18 protein-coding genes are annotated in these 19,168 nt (G+C 46.0%); 15 read left to right on the forward strand and 3 right to left on the reverse strand.

The genetic code is table 11. The features are described from left to right. The first annotated feature begins 6 nt into the window (after nt 1–6). From ahpC to ACLU9Q_RS11195, 6 genes are all read left to right on the forward strand, one after another. Nucleotides 7–570: an alkyl hydroperoxide reductase subunit C gene (gene ahpC, locus ACLU9Q_RS11170; protein WP_296831939.1), complete on the forward strand. Its 564-nt coding sequence runs from the start codon at nt 7–9 to the stop codon at nt 568–570. Continuing rightward, a complete protein-coding gene (locus ACLU9Q_RS11175) occupies nt 570–2,255 on the forward strand; it encodes an FAD-dependent oxidoreductase (RefSeq protein WP_296831941.1) in 1,686 nt (561 codons plus the stop codon). The genes ahpC and ACLU9Q_RS11175 overlap by 1 nt, the downstream gene beginning before the upstream one ends. Nucleotides 2,256–2,378: 123 nt before the next feature. Then, nucleotides 2,379–3,548 carry an iron-containing alcohol dehydrogenase gene (locus ACLU9Q_RS11180; RefSeq protein ID WP_296831943.1) on the forward strand — a complete coding sequence of 390 codons (1,170 nt, stop codon included), beginning with the start codon at nt 2,379–2,381 and terminating at the stop codon, nt 3,546–3,548. Nucleotides 3,549–3,793: 245 nt separating this feature from the next. After that, on the forward strand, nt 3,794–4,795 hold the full coding sequence (locus ACLU9Q_RS11185; protein ID WP_296831945.1) for an aldo/keto reductase: 1,002 nt from the start codon (nt 3,794–3,796) through the stop codon (nt 4,793–4,795). Between the two features lie 170 nt (nt 4,796–4,965). Further along, nucleotides 4,966–5,352 (forward strand): hypothetical protein, encoded by a 387-nt coding sequence (locus ACLU9Q_RS11190; RefSeq protein ID WP_296831947.1) that lies wholly within the window; start codon nt 4,966–4,968, stop codon nt 5,350–5,352. A gap of 21 nt (nt 5,353–5,373) precedes the next feature. Then, nucleotides 5,374–6,384 carry a Panacea domain-containing protein gene (locus ACLU9Q_RS11195; protein ID WP_296831949.1) on the forward strand — a complete coding sequence of 337 codons (1,011 nt, stop codon included), beginning with the start codon at nt 5,374–5,376 and terminating at the stop codon, nt 6,382–6,384. Nucleotides 6,385–6,715: 331 nt separating this feature from the next. On the opposite strand, the gene ACLU9Q_RS11200 is transcribed toward ACLU9Q_RS11195, so the two are convergent. From ACLU9Q_RS11200 to ACLU9Q_RS11210, 3 genes are read right to left on the reverse strand one after another with little or no spacing between them, the layout of a single operon-like run. After that, entirely contained in the window at nt 6,716–7,525 is an 810-nt protein-coding gene (locus ACLU9Q_RS11200; protein WP_298512604.1) for a hypothetical protein, read from the reverse strand. A gap of 22 nt (nt 7,526–7,547) precedes the next feature. Continuing rightward, nucleotides 7,548–8,444 carry a hypothetical protein gene (locus ACLU9Q_RS11205; RefSeq protein ID WP_298512611.1) on the reverse strand — a complete coding sequence of 299 codons (897 nt, stop codon included), beginning with the start codon at nt 8,442–8,444 and terminating at the stop codon, nt 7,548–7,550. A gap of 28 nt (nt 8,445–8,472) precedes the next feature. After that, on the reverse strand, nt 8,473–9,570 hold the full coding sequence (locus ACLU9Q_RS11210; RefSeq protein WP_296831956.1) for a DUF5050 domain-containing protein: 1,098 nt from the start codon (nt 9,568–9,570) through the stop codon (nt 8,473–8,475). A gap of 147 nt (nt 9,571–9,717) precedes the next feature. On the opposite strand from ACLU9Q_RS11210, the gene ACLU9Q_RS11215 reads away from it, so the two are divergent. From ACLU9Q_RS11215 to ACLU9Q_RS11255, 9 genes are all read left to right on the forward strand, one after another. After that, nucleotides 9,718–9,948 carry a helix-turn-helix domain-containing protein gene (locus tag ACLU9Q_RS11215; protein WP_296831958.1) on the forward strand — a complete coding sequence of 77 codons (231 nt, stop codon included), beginning with the start codon at nt 9,718–9,720 and terminating at the stop codon, nt 9,946–9,948. A gap of 2 nt (nt 9,949–9,950) precedes the next feature. Continuing rightward, the gene (locus ACLU9Q_RS11220) at nt 9,951–10,202 is read left to right on the forward strand and encodes a nucleotidyltransferase domain-containing protein (RefSeq protein WP_296831960.1); all 252 of its coding nucleotides are present in this window, start codon (nt 9,951–9,953) and stop codon (nt 10,200–10,202) included. A gap of 690 nt (nt 10,203–10,892) precedes the next feature. Next, entirely contained in the window at nt 10,893–11,177 is a 285-nt protein-coding gene (locus ACLU9Q_RS11225; protein ID WP_412625269.1) for an MATE family efflux transporter, read from the forward strand. A gap of 39 nt (nt 11,178–11,216) precedes the next feature. Next, nucleotides 11,217–12,263 (forward strand): alpha/beta hydrolase, encoded by a 1,047-nt coding sequence (locus ACLU9Q_RS11230; protein ID WP_296831961.1) that lies wholly within the window; start codon nt 11,217–11,219, stop codon nt 12,261–12,263. A 70-nt stretch (nt 12,264–12,333) separates the two neighbouring features. Further along, nucleotides 12,334–12,894: a flavodoxin family protein gene (locus tag ACLU9Q_RS11235; RefSeq protein WP_296831963.1), complete on the forward strand. Its 561-nt coding sequence runs from the start codon at nt 12,334–12,336 to the stop codon at nt 12,892–12,894. A gap of 32 nt (nt 12,895–12,926) precedes the next feature. Then, nucleotides 12,927–13,772 (forward strand): aldo/keto reductase, encoded by an 846-nt coding sequence (locus ACLU9Q_RS11240; RefSeq protein ID WP_296831965.1) that lies wholly within the window; start codon nt 12,927–12,929, stop codon nt 13,770–13,772. 282 nt (nt 13,773–14,054) lie between these two features. Next, nucleotides 14,055–14,774, forward strand: coding sequence for a LytR/AlgR family response regulator transcription factor (locus ACLU9Q_RS11245; protein ID WP_296907347.1), 720 nt, complete (start codon nt 14,055–14,057; stop codon nt 14,772–14,774). Further along, nucleotides 14,750–16,099: a GHKL domain-containing protein gene (locus ACLU9Q_RS11250; RefSeq protein ID WP_296831967.1), complete on the forward strand. Its 1,350-nt coding sequence runs from the start codon at nt 14,750–14,752 to the stop codon at nt 16,097–16,099. The genes ACLU9Q_RS11245 and ACLU9Q_RS11250 overlap by 25 nt, the downstream gene beginning before the upstream one ends. A 109-nt stretch (nt 16,100–16,208) precedes the next feature. After that, a complete protein-coding gene (locus tag ACLU9Q_RS11255; RefSeq protein WP_296831969.1) occupies nt 16,209–19,097 on the forward strand; it encodes a glycoside hydrolase family 3 C-terminal domain-containing protein in 2,889 nt (962 codons plus the stop codon). The last annotated feature ends 71 nt before the right edge of the window (nt 19,098–19,168 follow it).

Below are 19,168 nucleotides of genomic sequence, written 5' to 3' on the forward strand. Positions count from 1 at the left end.
TGTATTATGTCTATGATTCATAAAGAAGTGGCAGATTTTTCTGTCCAGGCTTACCAGAACGGAGAATTTAAGACCGTGACAAAAGAGGATATCCTTGGAAAATGGAGCGTATTCTTCTTCTATCCGGCAGATTTTACCTTTGTGTGCCCCACAGAGCTGGAAGATCTTCAGAACAAATATGCGGATTTCCAGGCGGCGGGCTGCGAAGTATATTCCGTGTCTACGGATACCCATTTTGTTCACAAAGCATGGCACGATGCTTCCGAGCGCGTCGGAAAGATCACATATCCCATGCTTGCCGATCCCACCCATGCGCTGTGCAGGGATTTTGAAGTGCTGATTGAAAGCGACGGACTGGCGGAGCGGGGAAGCTTTATTGTGAACCCGGAAGGAAAGATTGTGGTGTATGAGGTAAATGCAGGCAATGTGGGCCGCAATGCCGACGAGCTTTTCCGCCGCCTCCAGGCAAGCCAGTTTGTGGCGGAGCACGGCGATCAGGTTTGCCCGGCCAAGTGGCAGCCAGGAGCGGAAACGCTGAAACCCAGCCTGGATCTTGTGGGTATGCTGTGATGGACCGGGAGCGGTTTTATGATGTGATTGTAATCGGAGGAGGGCCGGCCGGATTAACGGCGGCCCTTTATCTGTCCAGAGCCTGCTACAGGACCCTTGTCATTGAAAAAGAGCAGTTTGGCGGACAGATTACGATCACGGAGGAAGTTGTGAATTATCCCGGAGTGAATAAGACCAGCGGACGGGCGCTGACGGAGACTATGCGAAAACAGGCGGAAGGGTTTGGCGCCGAGTTTTTGCTGGCGGAGGTGACGGAAGTTTTCCTGGACGAGGATATCAAAGAGATCCGTACGGAAAAAGGGACTTACAGTTGCTTTGGCGTGGTCCTTGCCACCGGAGCTCATCCCAGAATGGTGGGTTTCCCCGGCGAGGCGGAATTTCGCGGACGGGGCGTGGCCTACTGCGCCACCTGCGACGGAGAGTTCTTTACCGGGAAAGAGGTTTTTGTTGTGGGAGGCGGCTTTGTGGCGGCGGAAGAGAGCGTGTTCCTGACGAAATACGCCAGCCACGTGACCATTTTGATTCGTGGAGAAGATTTTTCCTGTGCTGAAGCGGTGGCGCAGGCGGCCAGAAACCATCCGAAGATTACTGTGCGGACAAATACCCAGGTGCTGGAGGTGACGGGAGAGAACGCTCTTAGAAGCATCCGGTACCAGAACACGAAAACCGGGGAAGAATCGGTGTTTGCTCCGGAAGGGGATACCTTCGGCGTGTTTGTATTTGCAGGCTATGCTCCGGATACGGAGCTGGTAAAGGGAAAGATCGAACTGGACGAAAGAGGATATGTGTGTACGGACCGGAACCGGAAAACGAATCTTCCGGGGGTTTATGCCGCCGGAGACGTATGCCAGAAGAACCTGCGTCAGGTAGTGACGGCAGTGGGCGACGGGGCAACGGCAGCAACGGAACTGGAAAAATATGCTTCCGTTATGCAGGAGAAGACGGGAATTCGTCCGCAGCGACCCAGTAAAAAGGACAACGGACAGACAGGCGTGCAGGCGGAAGGAAACGGAAAGGCGGAAACGGCGCAGGCAGCGGAAGAGCAGCAAAGGTCGGGTGGCTTGTTTCCAAAGGAAATGCTGGCGCAGCTTTCGACAGTTTTTACCAGAATGGAGGCGCCTTTGATCCTCTCTCTGCACCTGGATGAAAGGCCTGTATCTCAGGAACTAAAATATTATATGGAGGAGCTGGCGAAACAGACGGACAAGCTTTCGGTAAGTCTTTCGGAGGAGGGCGGCAGCCATCTTCCTTTTGTGGAGGTGCTTCGCGGGGATGGAACAAAAACCGGACTGAGATTTCACGGCGTACCGGGAGGCCACGAGTTTACCTCTTTCGTGCTGGGATTGTATAACGCCGCCGGCCCCGGGCAGCCTCTGGATGAGGAGACAAAGCAAAGCATCCGCAAGCTGGATGTTCCGGTGCGTATGCAGATTTTCGTATCTCTTTCCTGCACCATGTGTCCGGAGCTTGTAACTGCCGCCCAGCGGATTGCTTCACTGAATCCGGACGTGGAAGCGGAGGTATACGATCTGAATCATTTTCCGGAATTAAAGGAGCAGTATCATGTAATGAGTGTTCCCTGTCTGGTGCTGAATGAAGAAAAGACGCTGTTTGGAAAGAAAAACATCAGTCGGCTTTTGGAAGAGATCAAAAATATGGGATCTCCTGATTTTGCCCGGAGATGAAATTTCAGCTTGTCACCTTTGGGTTTAAACTGATGAACGAATCGAGACTTCTGCGGAAGCCTCGATTTTTTTATACTATAGATAACAAAAACAACCGAAGCGAAGACATAAAGGAGAACAAAGATGAACAACTTTATTTTTGAAAACGCAACGAAGGTCTATTTCGGAAAGGGCTGTGTTAAGGAGTACCTGGCCTGCCTTTGCGGTCAATACGGACAGACCGTCATGCTTTGCTTTGGCGGCGGGTCTGTTAAGAAAAACGGCATCTATGACGAGGTAACGGCCTGTCTGCAAAAAGCCGGTCAGACCATCGTGGAATTTTCCGGTATCGGGGCAAATCCCACCTATGCCAAGGTGCTGGAGGGCGCGAAGCTGGCACGGGAAAACCATGCAGATCTGATCCTTGCTGTGGGCGGAGGCAGCGTTATGGACTGCTGCAAGGCTGTCTCCATGGCGGCGGTGTATGACGGCGACATCTGGACGGACTTCTGGGCAAGACCGGGCGTCATTGATTTTGAGCCGCTTCCCCTGGGCGTTATCGTCACGGTGGCAGGAACCGGCAGTGAGATGAACGGAGGAGCAGTCATTACCAACGAGAAACTGAAAATTAAGACCGGACGGGACTATCCGAAATGCAATGCCAGATTTGCTCTGCTGGATCCCACTTATACTTACAGCGTTCCGAAAAAGCAGATGGTGTCAGGCGGATTCGACATTTTATCCCACATCATGGAGACTTATTTCAGTGAGCCGGACGGGGACAATGTGTCTGATGACATTTCGGAGGCGCTTATGCGAGGCGTCATCCGGGATCTGCGGGCAGCAATTCAAAACCCGGAGGACTATACCGCCCGGAGCAATCTGATGTGGGAGTCCACCATGGCGGAAAACCGCATCATCAAGCTGGGCAAGCGGATGGATTTTGAGTGCCACCAGATGGAACATCAGCTTGGAGCTTATACCAACTGTAATCACGGCGCGGGGCTGGCGGTGCTGCATCCTGTTTATTACCGGCATATCTACAGGGACGGGCTTGCGAAATTCCAGAAGTTTGCCGTGAATGTATGGGGAATTTCCCCAGAGGGCAAAACAGGGGAAGAACTGGCCCGTGCCGGCGTGGAGGCACTGGCGGACTTCATCAGGGAGATCGGCCTGCCCACTACGCTGCGGGAACTGGGTGTGAATGAATCCACTGACCTGAAAGCAATTGCAGATTCCTGTAACCTGGCTCCCGGCAGCTATAAGAAAATGACCCATGAAGAGATCCTGAAGATTTTCCAGGAATGCTATTAATTACTGTTCACGCCAGCCTCAAACACCTGCTGTTTGAGGCGTGAGAACGTGATTCAGGCGTGAGCAAATCCCATTCGCGAAGCGAATTTTAAATGGATTTGCGAAGGTGACTGTGAACGGAGTGAACAGTTACTGCTATTAAGAAATACTGCAAGGGGATACCATGATGTCTTGAAAAGACAGATAAAAATTAGGAAAGGACAACAGGCAGGAAGAGCTGGGACTGTAAAGAAAGGAAGAATTTTATGAACACAAGAATTCTGGGAAAAGATTTGAAAGTATCTGCTGTCGGATTAGGCTGCATGGGTATGACACATGCCTACGGAGCGCCGGCAGACAAACGGGAGATGACAGAGCTGATTGCACAGGCCGTGGATCAGGGCTGCACCTTTTTTGACACGGCGGAAACCTATGGGACAAGGGAGTGTCCCCATGACAATGAGGAACTGGTGGGAGCGGCTCTGAAGCCCTACCGGGATAAGGTGATCATTGCCACCAAGTTTGGCATTCACTTTGATTGGAGCAGCGATGCGGTCAATCTGCCGGTCGTGGCGGATTCCCGTCCGGAAGTGATTCGCTCTTCGGTAGAGGGTTCCCTGAAGCGGCTGCAGACAGACCACATTGACCTTTACTATCAGCACAGGCCTGACCCGAAGATTCCCATTGAGGAAGTGGCTGGGGTCATGGCAGAACTGATCCGGGAGGGAAAAATCATCCATTGGGGTCTGTCCGAGGCGAAAGAAGATACCATCCGTCGCGCGCACGCCGTTTGCCCTGTGACTGCGATTCAGAACCGGTATTCCATGATGGCAAGATGGTATGAAGAACTGTTCCCGGTGCTGGAGGAACTGGGGATCGGCTACGTGGCCTTCTCCCCTATGGCAAACGGTCTTCTCAGCGGAAAGTACGGAAAGGATACGGTATTTGGCGGTCATGAGGATTACCGCAGCGTAATGCCCCAGTATCAGCCGGAAAATATCGAACGCAACCGGGAGCTTTTGGAACTGCTGCGGAATACGGCGGCGGCAAAGAATGCTACGCCTGCGCAGATCTCGCTGGCGTGGATGCTGTGCAAAAAACCTTACATTGTACCGATTCCCGGTACCCGCAAGCCGGAGCGCCTGACGGAGAATCTGGGAGCCGCAAATGTAGAATTGACCGACGCAGAGGTAGCTGCGCTGGATGCCGCACTGGATCGGATCCCCATGTCTGCGGTATATGGCGGCGCTCCTGTAATGCAGAAGTAACCACTTCATCAATGAGTTTTCTTTTTACTACAAATGTTATGCTTCTATTCCTCAACAGAGAAAAAACTGCTGTCCCAGATGATTGGATATTGACAAAAAGCAATCATGGGAGTTATACTAATGATGGAAAATAAAAAAAATACATCATAGAATCTGCAGAGGATGAAGTATTGAATATAGAGAAAAAACATATAGAGCAGTATCTTTCCGAAGTAAAGGAAGCCGTTGGGAATGATAGATACCGGCTTGACAGGAATGCGAAACGGCAGGATAATATCAATCTGTTTCTGGATTATATTATTGATGAAGCAAAAGCAAAGGATATCATAATGGGCCTGACTGTAATGGATTTTTCAGAGATTCTGCAGAATAAACATAAAGGCTTTGAGCATGAAAGACTGTATGTATTTGGTAAGGATGTTACTCTTTTGGAGAGAAATGGAACAGAAGAAAAAATAGTATCTCTTTATATCAAATTCAACAAGCTGGAGAACTGTTTTGTGATTGTGATTTCGTTCCATGAGCAAAAACATCCGCTTACATACTATTTCAAATAATCAGAAAAAGAGGTGGCCATTATGACAGAGAAGGGAAGAAGAGACTTTTGCATAGAGTGCAGGAAAGAGACAGAGTACCTTTTACAGAAGAAGGATATCATAAAAACTATAAGGGATAAGGCTTACACATTTGGCATCACCGTGGCTGTATGTGCAGAATGTGGAGAGGAAATGAGTATACCCGGACTCATTGATAAGAACATTCAGGAAATAGATGAGCAGTATAGAGCAGAGGAAGGTCTTGTATCGATCGAAGATATTGAAAGACTTATGAAGATTTATAAGATTGGCAAGGCACCGCTTTCCCTTGCGCTTGGATTCGGAGAGGTGACAATACCGAGATATCTGGAAGGACAGGTGCCATCTAAGGAGTATTCCGATATTGTTAAAGCAGCATTGGCTTCCCCTGCGTATATGAAGGAGAAACTTATTGAAAACCGGGATAAGCTGACAGATGCGGCATATAAAAAAGCGATGACTGCAGCAGACAGCATAGAAAGCCTTTTTTCCGTCTCAGATAAGATGCTCAGGGTGATCGCATATGTCTTTGAAAAACTGGAAGAGGTAACTCCGCTCATGCTGCAGAAATTGCTATACTTTATTCAGGGTGTTTATTCTGCATTGTATGGAAAGCCTGTCTTTGTGGAAGATTGCAGGGCGTGGATACATGGTCCGGTTTATCCGGAGGTATATGAGCTGTTCAGAGACTTTAAGTATAATCCGATCGATGATGCACGCTTCGCACTTCTGGAAGGAAATGAAGATGCGCTGACAGATGATGAGAAGAAGGTAATTGATCTTGTCGTAAATACATTTGGAATGTATGGAGGGAAAGTACTGGAGAAAATTACCCATAATGAAGATCCATGGATGGAGGCCAGGAAAGGATATGGGGACAGTATTCCATCCAGTGAGCTTCTGCCGAAGGACAGGATAATGAAATACTATATTATGGTAAATCAGAAGTATGGTATAGATACGGAAGCTGGCTTGCGGACATATATCCATGATATGCTTATTAAAGCATCATGATCTAAGACAACTAAGCTTAACTTATAAGCACAGAGTATATATAGGACTCGGAAGATTTTATTCTTTCGGGTCTTTTTTTCGAAAAAGGGGGTTTAAAATGCTCTTCTTTCTTTACACCATCATAAATTGGTCATAATTTCAGAATTCTGTCAGAACACATCCAAACGAAACAATTTGGTAATCACTTTTAACACCCGAATCTTCATAATGAAAAAAGACAGCTCTGCAGCGACGAATGTTTTAAAAAAGCCCGTACTCTACAAAACTGTCTTATTATTTTACTGTAAACCCCAGGATTCTGCCTGGCACAAAATCTTCCCAAATCAACTACTCACGATTCTTCCTCAATTTCCTGTGCCTGGTCTTTTTGAAGCCGTTCTCCTAATCTCAACTGATAAGGCCCGCATCCGGTTTCCGTATATATTGTTGTCATATCAATATAATACGTCCCTGCATCCAGTGTTTTTTCATAAACATATGTCTTTTTTTCTGCAAACGCAACGCCATCATACACTTCATCCAAGAGAATCATATCTTCATTATATAGTTTTAAATGGGTTTTGGAGCTATCTTCAACGCTTACTGTCAATTTTACATCTTTTTTCTTATCCACAACAAACTGATAAAAATCATGCTCATCATTTTTTGTTTGAATTCCCTTGATCTCTTCCCCTTCCTGAATGATTTGTGCCGACTGATAATCGTTATTTGGTTCTTCTTCCGTAGATTCTATCTCTTCAAAGTTAGCCTTTAATCTATAGGCTCCTTCTCTTTGCGCTTCCCCTGTACAGCGAATATAATAAACGCCTTTTTCCAAATAAAACTCAAAGTCAACCGTTTTAGGATCGCCGGCCGTTCCATTTATGTATTGCTCCGTTGCAAAGGATACTAAGTCTTCATCCAGAATATCCACTCTGAAATAATCAAAAAAAGTCTGCGCTCTAACATTTAACTTACCGGTTCCGGTCAGCTCCATGGGATAGTAATGATACTCGTCTATTCTCAATTCCCCATCCACCCATGTGTCCGTAGTTGGAAGCATGTCAAAATCTATACGGACAGAGTCATCTGCGCTTACCGTACTTCCGCAAATCATTATGATCATCAATAAACAACATATCCAGCCCAAGCTTTTTTTCATCTTCTCCCACCTCTTACTACGATTAGTTGTCATATACTGTCAATGATAATTCATACGGCGTTTCATTATCCCCGTAACCTTTCCAGTCAAACAAATAATATATTTTTGTATCTCCGTACGGTTGATAAACAGATTTTACATCCGACATTGTCTCTATTGATTCATTTTGTGAATCACAGTATTCCCGCCTCACACTCGTGCATTGAATGCCGACAGGTTCCAATTTTTCTCCAAGATGACAATACAATTCATCCGCTGCTTTTTTAGTTTCTTCCACCGCATCTCCTTCTCTGTCAAAAGTAACTTCAAAATCTTCGCTTGCGTAATACCGTTGTCCGCAAAGGAATCCATCCAATTCAATACCCCCACTATAATATCCAATAGTCAGCCGAATATTTAAACTCGCCAAAATGTCTTCATCTTCCACATCATCCTGCTCAAAAGAGTGAAGTTCGAGCTCATCTGTCCAACTGCCATCATTTGCTTTATCCCCGGAATCCACTGCAAAAGTAACCTTCTCTCCGTTGTCTGCAAAAAAACATCCCAAATGTTTTATCCCAACATTTTCACCGAAAAACCCTATAGAAAGCGCTCCATCATCTGTAAAAATCACTTCCCCCTTTGAACTGATTTCATAAGTCCATACATCGAACCATTCATTGCTATAATAAAAAACCCACAGCTCCGGCATTTCATCCTTATTTGTATCCAACATGATATGCGTTACAATCCCTGATTCCCCTTCCAGAGAGGTCAGGTTTTCCACCGGAAGTTCTCCCTCTTTTGGCACTAATACCGTATTGTAATATTCTTCCAGTTTTTCTTCCGGTGTTGTTTCCGCAAAACAGATGCTATTCATACCGAAGCAGAGCATCCCTGCAGAAATAATAGCCAGCAGTAATTTCCCTGTCTTTTTCATCACTCTTTTCCCCCGTCTCTTCTGCTCATTACAAGTCTTCTTCACCCGCATAACAAATTGCCCGCAACTCTTTATCAATAAGCTCATACAATAGTTGTTCCTGCCCGGTTTCTATATCTACAGTATACAAATATCGTATGTCATCCTGCTTTCTCATATAATACGGTCTTGTAGCTTCCGGTATATCACACAATTCATACAGCGTTCCGTCATCCTCTACCAATAAATTATTTTCCCCGGTGTCCATATTATATGTCCAAAGGCCTTCTCCACTTTGATACAAAAGTTGATTATCAAACATTACACCGCCCATTTCTTTAAAGTCCGCTAATTCCAGTTCACTTGTTTCTCCGTTAAGGCAGTCAAAGCATCTGAAAGATACACTATCCAACCGTTTTCCATTTTCGTAGGAATAATAGATTTTATTATCCCGCATTCCAATCCAGCTTCCGGGAATGCCGTCCCTGTTTAAAATCTCCTGATCGGTTCCGTCCATATTCATTCGATATAAAGTGTTATCCTGATATTCTCTAAAATAAATAGATTCCTCACAAATATCATAGATGTCAACCCATCCCCACTCAGTATCTGTCAATTCTGAATTGCCATCCACCTTGCCGCAGAATGTGCTATACGCATATTCTATATAAATATAGAGCAAACCATTGTAAAAACAGATATTGCTCAAAGTATCTCCCAGTAAAAACCTACACCCGTCTTGACCATTCAGATTATATTGTGCTATCCAATCCACACGATTTCCAAATTTCACATAAAGATATTGTTCCGTAACAATAATTCCTTCGATATATTCCCCCTCAGCATCAACGATCGTTTGTCTGTCGCTCCCGTCGTAGTTAATCGTATTTACCGTATTTTTTTCATCATCAACATAGTAAAACTTATCCCCCGCATCCACAAACGTATCTAGCTTAAAGAATCCTTCTGTCGTATCCTGGCGCAAGTTTTCCGATATCCAAAGATAGCTTCCATCCGACCGCCAAGCCAGATCCCATTCCTCTTCGCTTGGCGGAGCAAGCTGTTCCTGTGCTCTTACGGTATCAGTACTTTCAAAAATCTTCAAAACCAACATGCCGATTAACAATAGATATACGATCTTTTTCATCTTCTCTTTACCACCCTTCTCCGTCGCTGTTTTGCACCTATATAGGTGCAAAATAATTATATCCCACTTTTAAAATGAAGTCAACAAAATGCTGCACTCAAATAGGTGCATCATATTTTACTTTTTCTGAAATGGGAGATTGATGATATGAATACAGAATATGAAAAACGGCTTGGCGCTCGAATACGTCAGATACGCGAGCAGCGCAATCTAACTCAGGAGCAATTATCTGCCAAGCTTCAATTATGCGGATGCGATATCACCAGAAGCGCTTTAGCAAAGATCGAAGTCGGCCAGCGGCATGTTTACCCTGATGAAATTAAGCTTATCAAAGAAATATTGCGCGTCACTTTCGATGAATTATTTCCGCCCATCTGATTATGCCGAAACGGATCTATCTGTTCGGTTCCTTTGCAAAAGATGCCTATGATGAGGACAATGATTATGACTTTTATGTTGTTGTTCCTGATGATGCTGGGAATAAAATTGAACTGTCCCAGAAAGCATATAAATCCCTCTGCGGGGTACGTAAACGTCCGGTAGACATTGCTGTGGGTTATGAATCGTCTTTTGATGAAAGGGCGAAGGAAAAGGTTGTAAAGCAGGAGGGTGTGCTGTTATACGAAAAATGAAAAAATTTTGAAGGAGTTTGCCAAGATGGATTTTCTTACGGCTAAACATCTGTATGAGCATATGTATCCAAAACCGTTATGTGATAGTAAAAGCCGGATTGTATTTTCATAAATCTCCTTAATAAAAATCCCCACCACGAAGGTGGGGATAAGATGTTCATACCGAATAATTTATAATCGCACCATCGGTAAGCGAAAACATTTAACGCACTGAATAATTTATACCCCGCACCATCAGTAAGCGGCAACATTTTCTGTACTTTTATTATATGCAATATCCCCAAAAAGTACAATAGGAATTTTGTTAAAAATTGGTGAAAAAATTATTGGCGGTTTTAAGCTGTTACATAACACTTGTCATAGCGGCAGGTGTTTTTTCATGTTGTACGGGAGCCAGAGATGGATCTTTTTTTCGTGGGAGAAAGGCAGGTTGTTTCATCCGCATGGAGTGGTCTCTTTTAAGAGGCAGTCAAGTATCAAAGGTTGCTTAGACACCGCCTATAGGCGGCACCGAAAAGTGCCATGATTTTTTTCTTTGACTGGGACATGTAAGGGAGAGAGTGGAAATTAAAATAGAGTAAGCACCTTTGGGTATATACTGCATAACAAAGTGAGACTTCATTCGGGGTCTTGCCTGACTTATAATAAAAGGAAAAGAGAATCACATAGAAATATTTACAGCGGCTCTGCCTGGCCGCTGGGATGATTGGGGCAATACTGGTTAGCTTTGGCTTTATCCTCACACGCAATACTGTAATCCGTATTTTTACAGTTAACCCTGCAGAAATCGAGTATGCCATGGCAAGGTTACGGTACGCTATTCCCTTCCTGTTTTTGATAAGCACTTATGAAGTGGTTGGCTCTGCTTTAAGAGGAATGGGAAGGTCAACGCTTCCGGCAATCGTTATTTATTATTTTTTGCAGCGGAGAAAGCTGTTTGGAAAGGATTCGGAAAGATCAGCTCTGCCAGGATAACCCGGAGTATGGGAGGAAAATATAAGGAGGCATGAGACTATGAAAAAGCACAGGATGCCGGCAATAATGCTGGCGTTGACGTTCATATTGGCAGGGGGTAATTCCAATAAGGCCGTGGGCAGTGCCGGTGAAATACCGGAAACCGGAGTGGAAGAAACCTCTGCTGACACAGAGATAACAGAAAGGGATGAGAAAACCGTGACAACGGCCACGCTTCCAAAAGAACTGGTACAGATACCGGAGGACTATTTTGAAGAATCTGATTATCCGGGCACGCTGGTGGAGCTGGAATACGATACCTATGAATCCATGGCATATGAAGAGCAGAGCCAAATGCTGCATAAGCGAGCAATCGTATATCTGCCTTATGACTATTCAGAGGAAGAAAAGTATAACGTATTCTATCTGATGCACGGAGGCTGGAGCGATGAGACGGTGTATCTTGGAACACCAGATCGTCCTGCTGCATTTAAGAATGTTCTGGACAATGGGATGGCAGATGGAGCGATTCAGCCCATGATCGTAGTGTGTCCTACCTACAATAATACCAGCCCGGATGACAGCGGAGATTACAGTTTGGCAATTCGGCTGACAGAGAATTATCACAGGGAGCTGATGAATGATCTGATACCAGCAGTTGAGGGAACTTACAGCACCTATGCGGAGGATACGACGCCGGAAGGGATTCGGGCTTCAAGAGATCACCGTGCTTTTGCCGGATTTTCCATGGGATCGGTGGCAACCTGGAGAACCTTTCAATATTGTCTGGACTATTTCCGTTATTTTATGCCGTCCAGCGGAAATCTGACATCTGATGGAGAATATATGGCGTCCCTGGTAACGGATTCCGGGCATACATGGAGCGATTTCTTTATCTTTGCAGCATCCGGTACGGATGATTTTGCCTACGCCTCTTTCAAATATCAGATCGAAGCGATGGCCGATGTGAGTGACGGTACCTTTCGCTATGCCGATAATGAAAGAGATGGAAACCTGTATTTTTTGGAGCAGGAGGGCGGCACTCACAGTGGAGAGTACGCAATGGAATATTTCTACAATGGGCTGCTTTGGATATGGCAGTCATAAAAAATAAAAAGCGTACCTGGAAAGGAACGGCACATTTCTGCTGATTCAGAAATTGAGAGGGGGAAAAGAAATGAAGAACATATTATTTCTGACAACAACGCCAACTGTGGGAGGGAATGGGGATGCTTTAATCAGCGCAGCGATGGAGGAAGCAAAGTCCAACGGAGCGGATGTACATATCGTTCATATCAGGGAAAAGCAGATTGGATTTTGCCAGGCCTGTTACGGTTGCGCGAAAACCGGTGTCTGCGTGCAGAAGGACGATTTCATGGACATTCTGCATCTGGCTCACGAAGCGGATGCCATTATTGCGGAAGCCCCGATATATTATAACTGTATGGCGGCACAGATGATGACCGTCATCAACCGGCTGTGCTGTACCTTCGCCTGCAAGACTTACCAGACCGGGCCGAAAAAGCGGGTCGGCATCTTCCTGACCTGCACCGGCTCGGAACCGGAGGAAATGAAGCGCCATGTACGCAATATTCTGACTTTGCCCAGCGTCAGCCGTGCAATTTCAGAATATCGGACGGAAGTATTTACCCAGTGTGTTTCGGATTCGACCTGCCATGACCGGGCAGATTATCTGGAACGGGCAAAAGAAATTTCCTGTTGGGCAGCAGGGGTGTAGATAATCAAAAATAAAAGAATGGAGGAATCACTATGCAGTATGTAACTTTGAACAATGGAATAAAAATGCCAATGGCAGGGATCGGGACCTTCCAGCTCAGCCCGGATGAAGCGGAGGCTTCCGTAACCAGTGCTCTGCAATGCGGTTATCGACTGATCGACACGGCAAATGCCTATGTGAATGAAAAAGCGGTTGGCCGCGCAATCAAGAAATCCGGCGTTGACCGCAAAGAGATTTTTCTGGAAACGAAGCTGTGGCCGTCCTTCTATGAACAGGCGGATGCAGTGGAAAAGACGCTGGAGCGTCTGGATACTGATTACATTGATCTGCTGTTGATCCACCAGCCGGCCGGTAATTATGTGGCTGGGTATAAGATGATGGAGAAAGCCTGCAAGGAAGGCAAAGTCCGGGCAATCGGTTTGTCCAATTTCACAGCCGCTCAGATTCAGGAGATCTTAGATATTTGCGAAGTGAGGCCTGCTATTTTGCAGACGGAGGTGCATCCTTATTCTCAGGAGCAGGAACTGAAAAAATTTCTGGAAAAAGAAAATATGGTCATTCAGGCGTGGTATCCCCTGGGGCATGGAGATAAGGCGTTGATGGAGGAACCGGTATTCTCCAGACTGGCCAGGAAATATGGAAAGAGCAACGCGCAGATCATTCTGCGCTGGCACATTCAGGCCGGAAATGTGGTCATTCCGGGGTCAAAGAATCCGGATCATATCCGTGCGAATTTCGATCTGTTTGATTTCAGCCTGGATGATGCGGAGATGGCGGAAATCGCAGCGCTGAACAAAAATAAGCGCTACTATAAAAATTCCTGGCTCAAGCTGCAGGCTTATGCCAGAATGCGCCCGCCGGTAGACGAGCAGAAATAAAAGCAGGATGCCTGAAAAACCAGATATTGCCCGCTGCCCGGTTCTTGTAACTTTGGACGGCGGGTATTTTATATAAAATTCTGAAACTCTCCCACGGACATTTGATGAAGTAACCGCCTGCTCATACAGTATGCATATAGATTATACTATATTGCCGTTTCGGTATTGTACTTTTTTTTCTTCCCGTTTTACAATAAATATGAAAACAAGGAGCAAATTTCTGTGAGACAGTGGAAGTAATACCTGCAGCGGGGCTTTGATTTACGGAGAATATCAGAAAAAATGGGGGAAATGGAAATGAAGCTGGCGATTGTTGAGGATGAAAAAGTATATGTGGACAAGCTGAGAGAATACCTGAATAAATATCAAAGGGAGTCCGCTGTTGAAGTGCGATCGGTCTGGTTTAGCGACGGCAGTGAGATAGCAGAGGATTACTCCGGTGACTATGATATTATTCTGATGGATATCCAGATGAAATTTATGGATGGAATATCTGCAGCCAGAAAGATCAGAGAAATGGACCAGGAAGTGATCATCATATTCATTACCAATATGACAAACTATGCGATCCGGGGCTATGAAGTAGATGCGATGGACTATATTGTAAAACCGGTGGAATATTTTGCTTTTTCCCATAAGCTTGACAGAGCGGTAAAAAGAATCCGGAAAAAAGAGAAGCATTATATATCCATACCGATGGAAAATGGCGTGCGGAAAATGGACATCGCGGGGATCTATTACATTGAGAGCCATGGACATATGCTGCAGTACAAGACCGATGAAGGTGCATGGGAGTGCAGGGGAACGCTGCAGCAGATGGAAAGCCTGCTGATGCCATATGGTTTTTTCAGAAACAGTAAAAGCTATCTTGTGAATATACAGCATGTAGATGCGATCCGGGAAAACGAATGTATGGTGCAGGGAGAACGGCTTCCTGTCGGCAGGGCAAAGAAGAAGGAATTTATGCAGAAAATGCTATGCTATATGAGCGGGGAAATGTGATGATGGCGGCTGTCTATGCGGATATTCCAAGAATCCATACGGCATTGGCAGAATGGGCTGCCTGTATGGTCTATGTGCTGATCCTGGAGAAACGATTTTCAAAAAAACAGACGATTTTACTCAGTATGGGAGCATTGCTGTGCCAGATACTGGTGCTTGCGGCAACGGATGACGTACCTCTGATGTTCTGGATTCCCTGTATGCTTATAGCGGCCGGAGCTATGTATTTATTTTTATACTGCTGCTGCAGGATCACAATGTTTCAGGCAGCATATTGCTGTACAGCAGCTTTTATCATTGCGGAGTTTGAAGCATCCCTGGAGTGGCAGCTTTTCGCTTATCTGGACCTGGCAGGTGTCGGATTTTTGGGAATGGGAAGCTGTATCCTGATACTTACCTATAGTGTGGTTTTTACTGCAGCGGTTCGATTAGAACAAGGGATATTAAAAAAAGAATACCTGGAGCATCTGTCGAAATGGGAACTGATTTCTACGGTTGCGCTTGTGGTACTGACCTTTGCGGCCAGCAATGTCCGTTTCCTTCTGTCAGATGCAGAGGCCGATGTTTCAGTGTGTCTTGACATTTTAAAGATGCGTACTCTGATCGATTTTTCCGGGCTGGCTGTTCTGTATGCGTTTCAAAGCAGGGTCAGTGAATATTTGTCAGAAAAAGAAATAGAAGCTATCCGAACCATGCTGAAAAGCCAGTATGACCAATATCGGAGCTATCAGGAGAGCATCGAATTGCTCCGTATTCAAAGACATGATCTGAAGCATCACATTGCAGTCCTCAGAGCTGAAACAAATGCAGAAAAACGTGAGGAATGGCTGGACCGGCTGGAGGAAGAGCTGAATGCAAGTGAGATCGCAGCGCCTACCGGAAACAGGGTGCTGGATATTATGCTGACAGTGAAGCAGGGAGTGATAAAAAAGAACGGGATTCATTTTACCTGGGTGGCAGACGGTACGCTGCTTGATTTTATGCACGTGACGGATATCTGCACAATTTTGGGAAATGCCCTGGATAACGCGATAGAAAACGTTGTTATTCTGGATGATCCGAAAAAACGTCTGATACATTTATCCATATCTTTGAAAAAGGATTTTGTTTTTATCCAGATGCGTAATTACTGTGAACGGGAGCCTGACTGGGATGGGAAAGGAAGCATCCGCACCACAAAAGCGGATAAAGAAAATCACGGTTATGGGATCAGGAGCATTCGATATACAGTAGAAAAGTATGGAGGGAGTACCCAGGTCAGCTGGAAGGATGAATGGTTTGAACTGGGGCTGCTGATTCCCAGACCTGCAGGTTGGGACAAATAGCTGCATGTTGTGCCAAAAACGAGCACCGTAAAATAATTATGATACAATGATAATACAAAGAAATGAAACGGCCGTACATTTAGAAAATTGAGAAAAGGGAGAAGAAAAAATGCTGGAATTAAACTGGAGTGATGTGATAAGCACACTCACACAGATCAGGGGATACCTGATCGCGATAGGCGCTATTATTGCTGTGGCAGTCATTGTAATGATTGCCTGCCTGAAGCTCGCCGCACATAAGAAATATGTGATACGTACCCAGGCATTCGTTGCCATGATCGTGGGAATTGCCATTGTTGCAAACTTAATCTGCACCGGCCCGATGTACACAATTCTGTCACTGGCATCCGGTACGGGCACGCTTACGGAGGAAAGCATTGCAGGGGCAGAGGAGCTGGCACAGCAGATCGCGGAAGAAGGAATCGTTCTGCTGCAGAATGATGACCAGACGCTTCCGCTGGCAGATAATAAAAACATTAATGTGTTCGGATGGGCATCTACAGCGCCCTGCTACGGCGGAACCGGTTCCGGAGCACTCAATGACAGCTACCACATTGTAGACCTGCTGGAGGGTCTTTCCAACGCAGGATTTAACACGAACACCGAGCTTTCTGATTTTTACAGGGCATATGCGCAGAGCAGACCGGAAATCGGCATGTTTGCGCAGGACTGGACACTTCCGGAGCCGCCGGCAGAAACCTACTCAGATGAGATGATGGAAAATGCCAGAGAGTTCTCTGAAAATGCAATGATCGTTCTCACGCGTGCAGGCGGAGAGCAGACAGACCTGCCGAGAACGCTGACAGGAGTTACATACAACAACAATTCGGAAGATTATGAAGATTTCCCGGAAGGCACGCATTATCTGGAGCCAAGCCAGAGCGAGCGCAACATGATCGATCTTGTATGCAGGAATTTTGATAACGTTATTCTGGTATACAACGGCGCCAATACAATGGAGCTGCAGATCGCGGATGAATATGAGCAGATCAAGAGTGTGCTCTGGGTTCCCGGAACCGGTCAGAACGGTTTTAACGCTCTGGGAGAAATTCTTTCCGGCGAGGTGAATCCATCTGCAAAGACAGCCGATACGTTTGTAAGGGATCTGACAGCGACTCCGAACTGGAACAATTTTGGAGATTATGAGTATGACAATATGGATGAATTCGTCATTTCCGAAAGTGATCCGTATGTTCCGGGAGCATTACCACATTTTGTAAATTATACAGATGGGATCTACGTTGGATATAAGTTCTATGAAACAGCGGCGGAGGAAGGGCTGATCGATTACGAAGAGCTTGTTCAGTACCCGTTCGGCTATGGCCTGAGCTATACAGACTTTACGCAGGAAATGGGCGAGATGGTTACGGGTGAGGACGGAACGATCAGTTTTGATGTGACCGTTACCAACACAGGAGATGTGGCAGGCAAGGATGTGGTGGAGGTTTACTATAATCCGCCCTATACCAACGGAGGAATCGAAAAAGCATCTGCAAACCTGATCGCATACGATAAGACGGATATGCTGGAGCCGGGCGCTTCCCAGACATTGAGCATTTCAATATCCGCGGAGGATATGGCATCCTATGATGACGAGGAGAACGGCTGCTACGTACTGGAAGAGGGCGAATATGTGATTTCCATCAATTCGGATTCCCACACGGTCATCGACTCCCAGACATATGAAGTGGAGAGCACGATTGTTTACGATGAAAACAATGCAAGAAGCACCGACCTGGTGGCAGCGCAGAACCAGTTTGACTTTGCAAAAGGCGAGCTGACCTACCTGTCAAGGGAAAACGGATTTGAAAACTATGAAGAAGCAGTGGCTGCGCCGGCAACCTACAGTATGCCGGAGGCGGACAAAGCCGGATTTGTAAACAATTCCAATTTTGAACCGGAGGAGGACCCGGATGCCCAGATGCCGACGACCGGGGCAAAAAATAATATTTCGATCCTGGATCTCAGGGGAGCGGATTACGATGATGAGAAATGGGAAATGCTCCTTGATAATCTGACCATTGACGAAATGGTGGAAATGATCGCCCTGGGCGGTTATCAGACAGCTCCGGCAAAAAGTATCGACAAGATCGCAACCACGGACTGTGACGGTCCGGCGGCGCTGAATAATAACTTTACCGGCGTTGGCTCTATCGGATTCCCGGCAGGGGTGATGCTTGCAAACTGCTGGAACGAAGACCTGGCGTACGCCTTTGGTGAAAATATCGGCCTGATGGCAGACGATATGAATGTATCCGGCTGGTATGCACCGGCGATGAATATTCACCGCTCCGCTTTTGCAGGACGTAACTTTGAGTATTATTCCGAAGATGCCCTCCTTTCCGGAAAATGTGCGGTAAATGCCGTATCCGGGGCATGGAGCCAGGGCGTATATGCTTACATCAAGCATTTTGCGCTGAATGACCAGGAGACAAACCGTTGGGAAATGCTCTGTGTGTGGGCTGATGAACAGGCTATCCGTGAGATTTATCTGAAGCCGTTTGAGATGTGCGTAAAGGATGGAGATGCGACAGCAGTCATGTCCTCCTACAACTACATTGGCAACCAGTGGGCAGGCGCATGCAGTCCGTTGCTGATCAATGTACTCAGAAACGAATGGGGCTTCAGGGGTTCGGTACTGACGGACTACTTTGCAGACTTCGGCTATATGGATGCAGAGCGCGCGATTTATAACGGCGGTTCCACCTGCCTGATTAACAGGGATGTAAATACAAACTACATCAAAAATACCGATAATCCGACGACCGTTCAGCATATGAGAGAAGCGTGCCACGATGTCCTTTATACGGCTGTCAACAGCAGAGGATTTGAGGAAGAAAATCTGTCCGCAGGTCTGATGACATGGCAGATCATTATGATCGCAGCGGATGTTGTGATCGCAGTCCTTCTGCTTGCATTTGAGTTCTTTATTGTGCGCAAAGGTTATCAGAAGCGGAAAAAGAACGCTGTAAAAATTGAAACGGTAAAAGAAGAATAACAAAGATCATGTAAGAGGGGCTGAGGGCTGTCTGGTCCGCAGCTCCTCATCTTATACAGGGAGCGTAATTT

The sequence above is a fragment of the Marvinbryantia sp. genome (assembly GCF_047017445.1).
Taxonomy (GTDB): Bacteria; Bacillota; Clostridia; order Lachnospirales; family Lachnospiraceae; genus Marvinbryantia.

What these genes read in the sequence shown, in the direction of transcription:
- ACLU9Q_RS11235 (WP_296831963.1), top strand. Translation starts at nt 12,334, where the DNA reads ATGAAGAACATATTATTTCTGACAACAACGCCAACTGTGGGAGGGAAT.
- ahpC (WP_296831939.1), top strand. Translation starts at nt 7, where the DNA reads ATGTCTATGATTCATAAAGAAGTGGCAGATTTTTCTGTCCAGGCTTAC.
- ACLU9Q_RS11180 (WP_296831943.1), top strand. Translation starts at nt 2,379, where the DNA reads ATGAACAACTTTATTTTTGAAAACGCAACGAAGGTCTATTTCGGAAAG.
- ACLU9Q_RS11175 (WP_296831941.1), top strand. Translation starts at nt 570, where the DNA reads ATGGACCGGGAGCGGTTTTATGATGTGATTGTAATCGGAGGAGGGCCG.
- ACLU9Q_RS11220 (WP_296831960.1), top strand. Translation starts at nt 9,951, where the DNA reads ATGCCGAAACGGATCTATCTGTTCGGTTCCTTTGCAAAAGATGCCTAT.
- ACLU9Q_RS11230 (WP_296831961.1), top strand. Translation starts at nt 11,217, where the DNA reads ATGAAAAAGCACAGGATGCCGGCAATAATGCTGGCGTTGACGTTCATA.
- ACLU9Q_RS11250 (WP_296831967.1), top strand. Translation starts at nt 14,750, where the DNA reads ATGCTATATGAGCGGGGAAATGTGATGATGGCGGCTGTCTATGCGGAT.
- ACLU9Q_RS11210 (WP_296831956.1), bottom strand. Translation starts at nt 9,570, where the DNA reads ATGAAAAAGATCGTATATCTATTGTTAATCGGCATGTTGGTTTTGAAG.
- ACLU9Q_RS11185 (WP_296831945.1), top strand. Translation starts at nt 3,794, where the DNA reads ATGAACACAAGAATTCTGGGAAAAGATTTGAAAGTATCTGCTGTCGGA.
- ACLU9Q_RS11195 (WP_296831949.1), top strand. Translation starts at nt 5,374, where the DNA reads ATGACAGAGAAGGGAAGAAGAGACTTTTGCATAGAGTGCAGGAAAGAG.
- ACLU9Q_RS11255 (WP_296831969.1), top strand. Translation starts at nt 16,209, where the DNA reads ATGCTGGAATTAAACTGGAGTGATGTGATAAGCACACTCACACAGATC.
- ACLU9Q_RS11200 (WP_298512604.1), bottom strand. Translation starts at nt 7,525, where the DNA reads ATGAAAAAAAGCTTGGGCTGGATATGTTGTTTATTGATGATCATAATG.
- ACLU9Q_RS11215 (WP_296831958.1), top strand. Translation starts at nt 9,718, where the DNA reads ATGAATACAGAATATGAAAAACGGCTTGGCGCTCGAATACGTCAGATA.
- ACLU9Q_RS11240 (WP_296831965.1), top strand. Translation starts at nt 12,927, where the DNA reads ATGCAGTATGTAACTTTGAACAATGGAATAAAAATGCCAATGGCAGGG.
- ACLU9Q_RS11205 (WP_298512611.1), bottom strand. Translation starts at nt 8,444, where the DNA reads ATGAAAAAGACAGGGAAATTACTGCTGGCTATTATTTCTGCAGGGATG.
- ACLU9Q_RS11245 (WP_296907347.1), top strand. Translation starts at nt 14,055, where the DNA reads ATGGGGGAAATGGAAATGAAGCTGGCGATTGTTGAGGATGAAAAAGTA.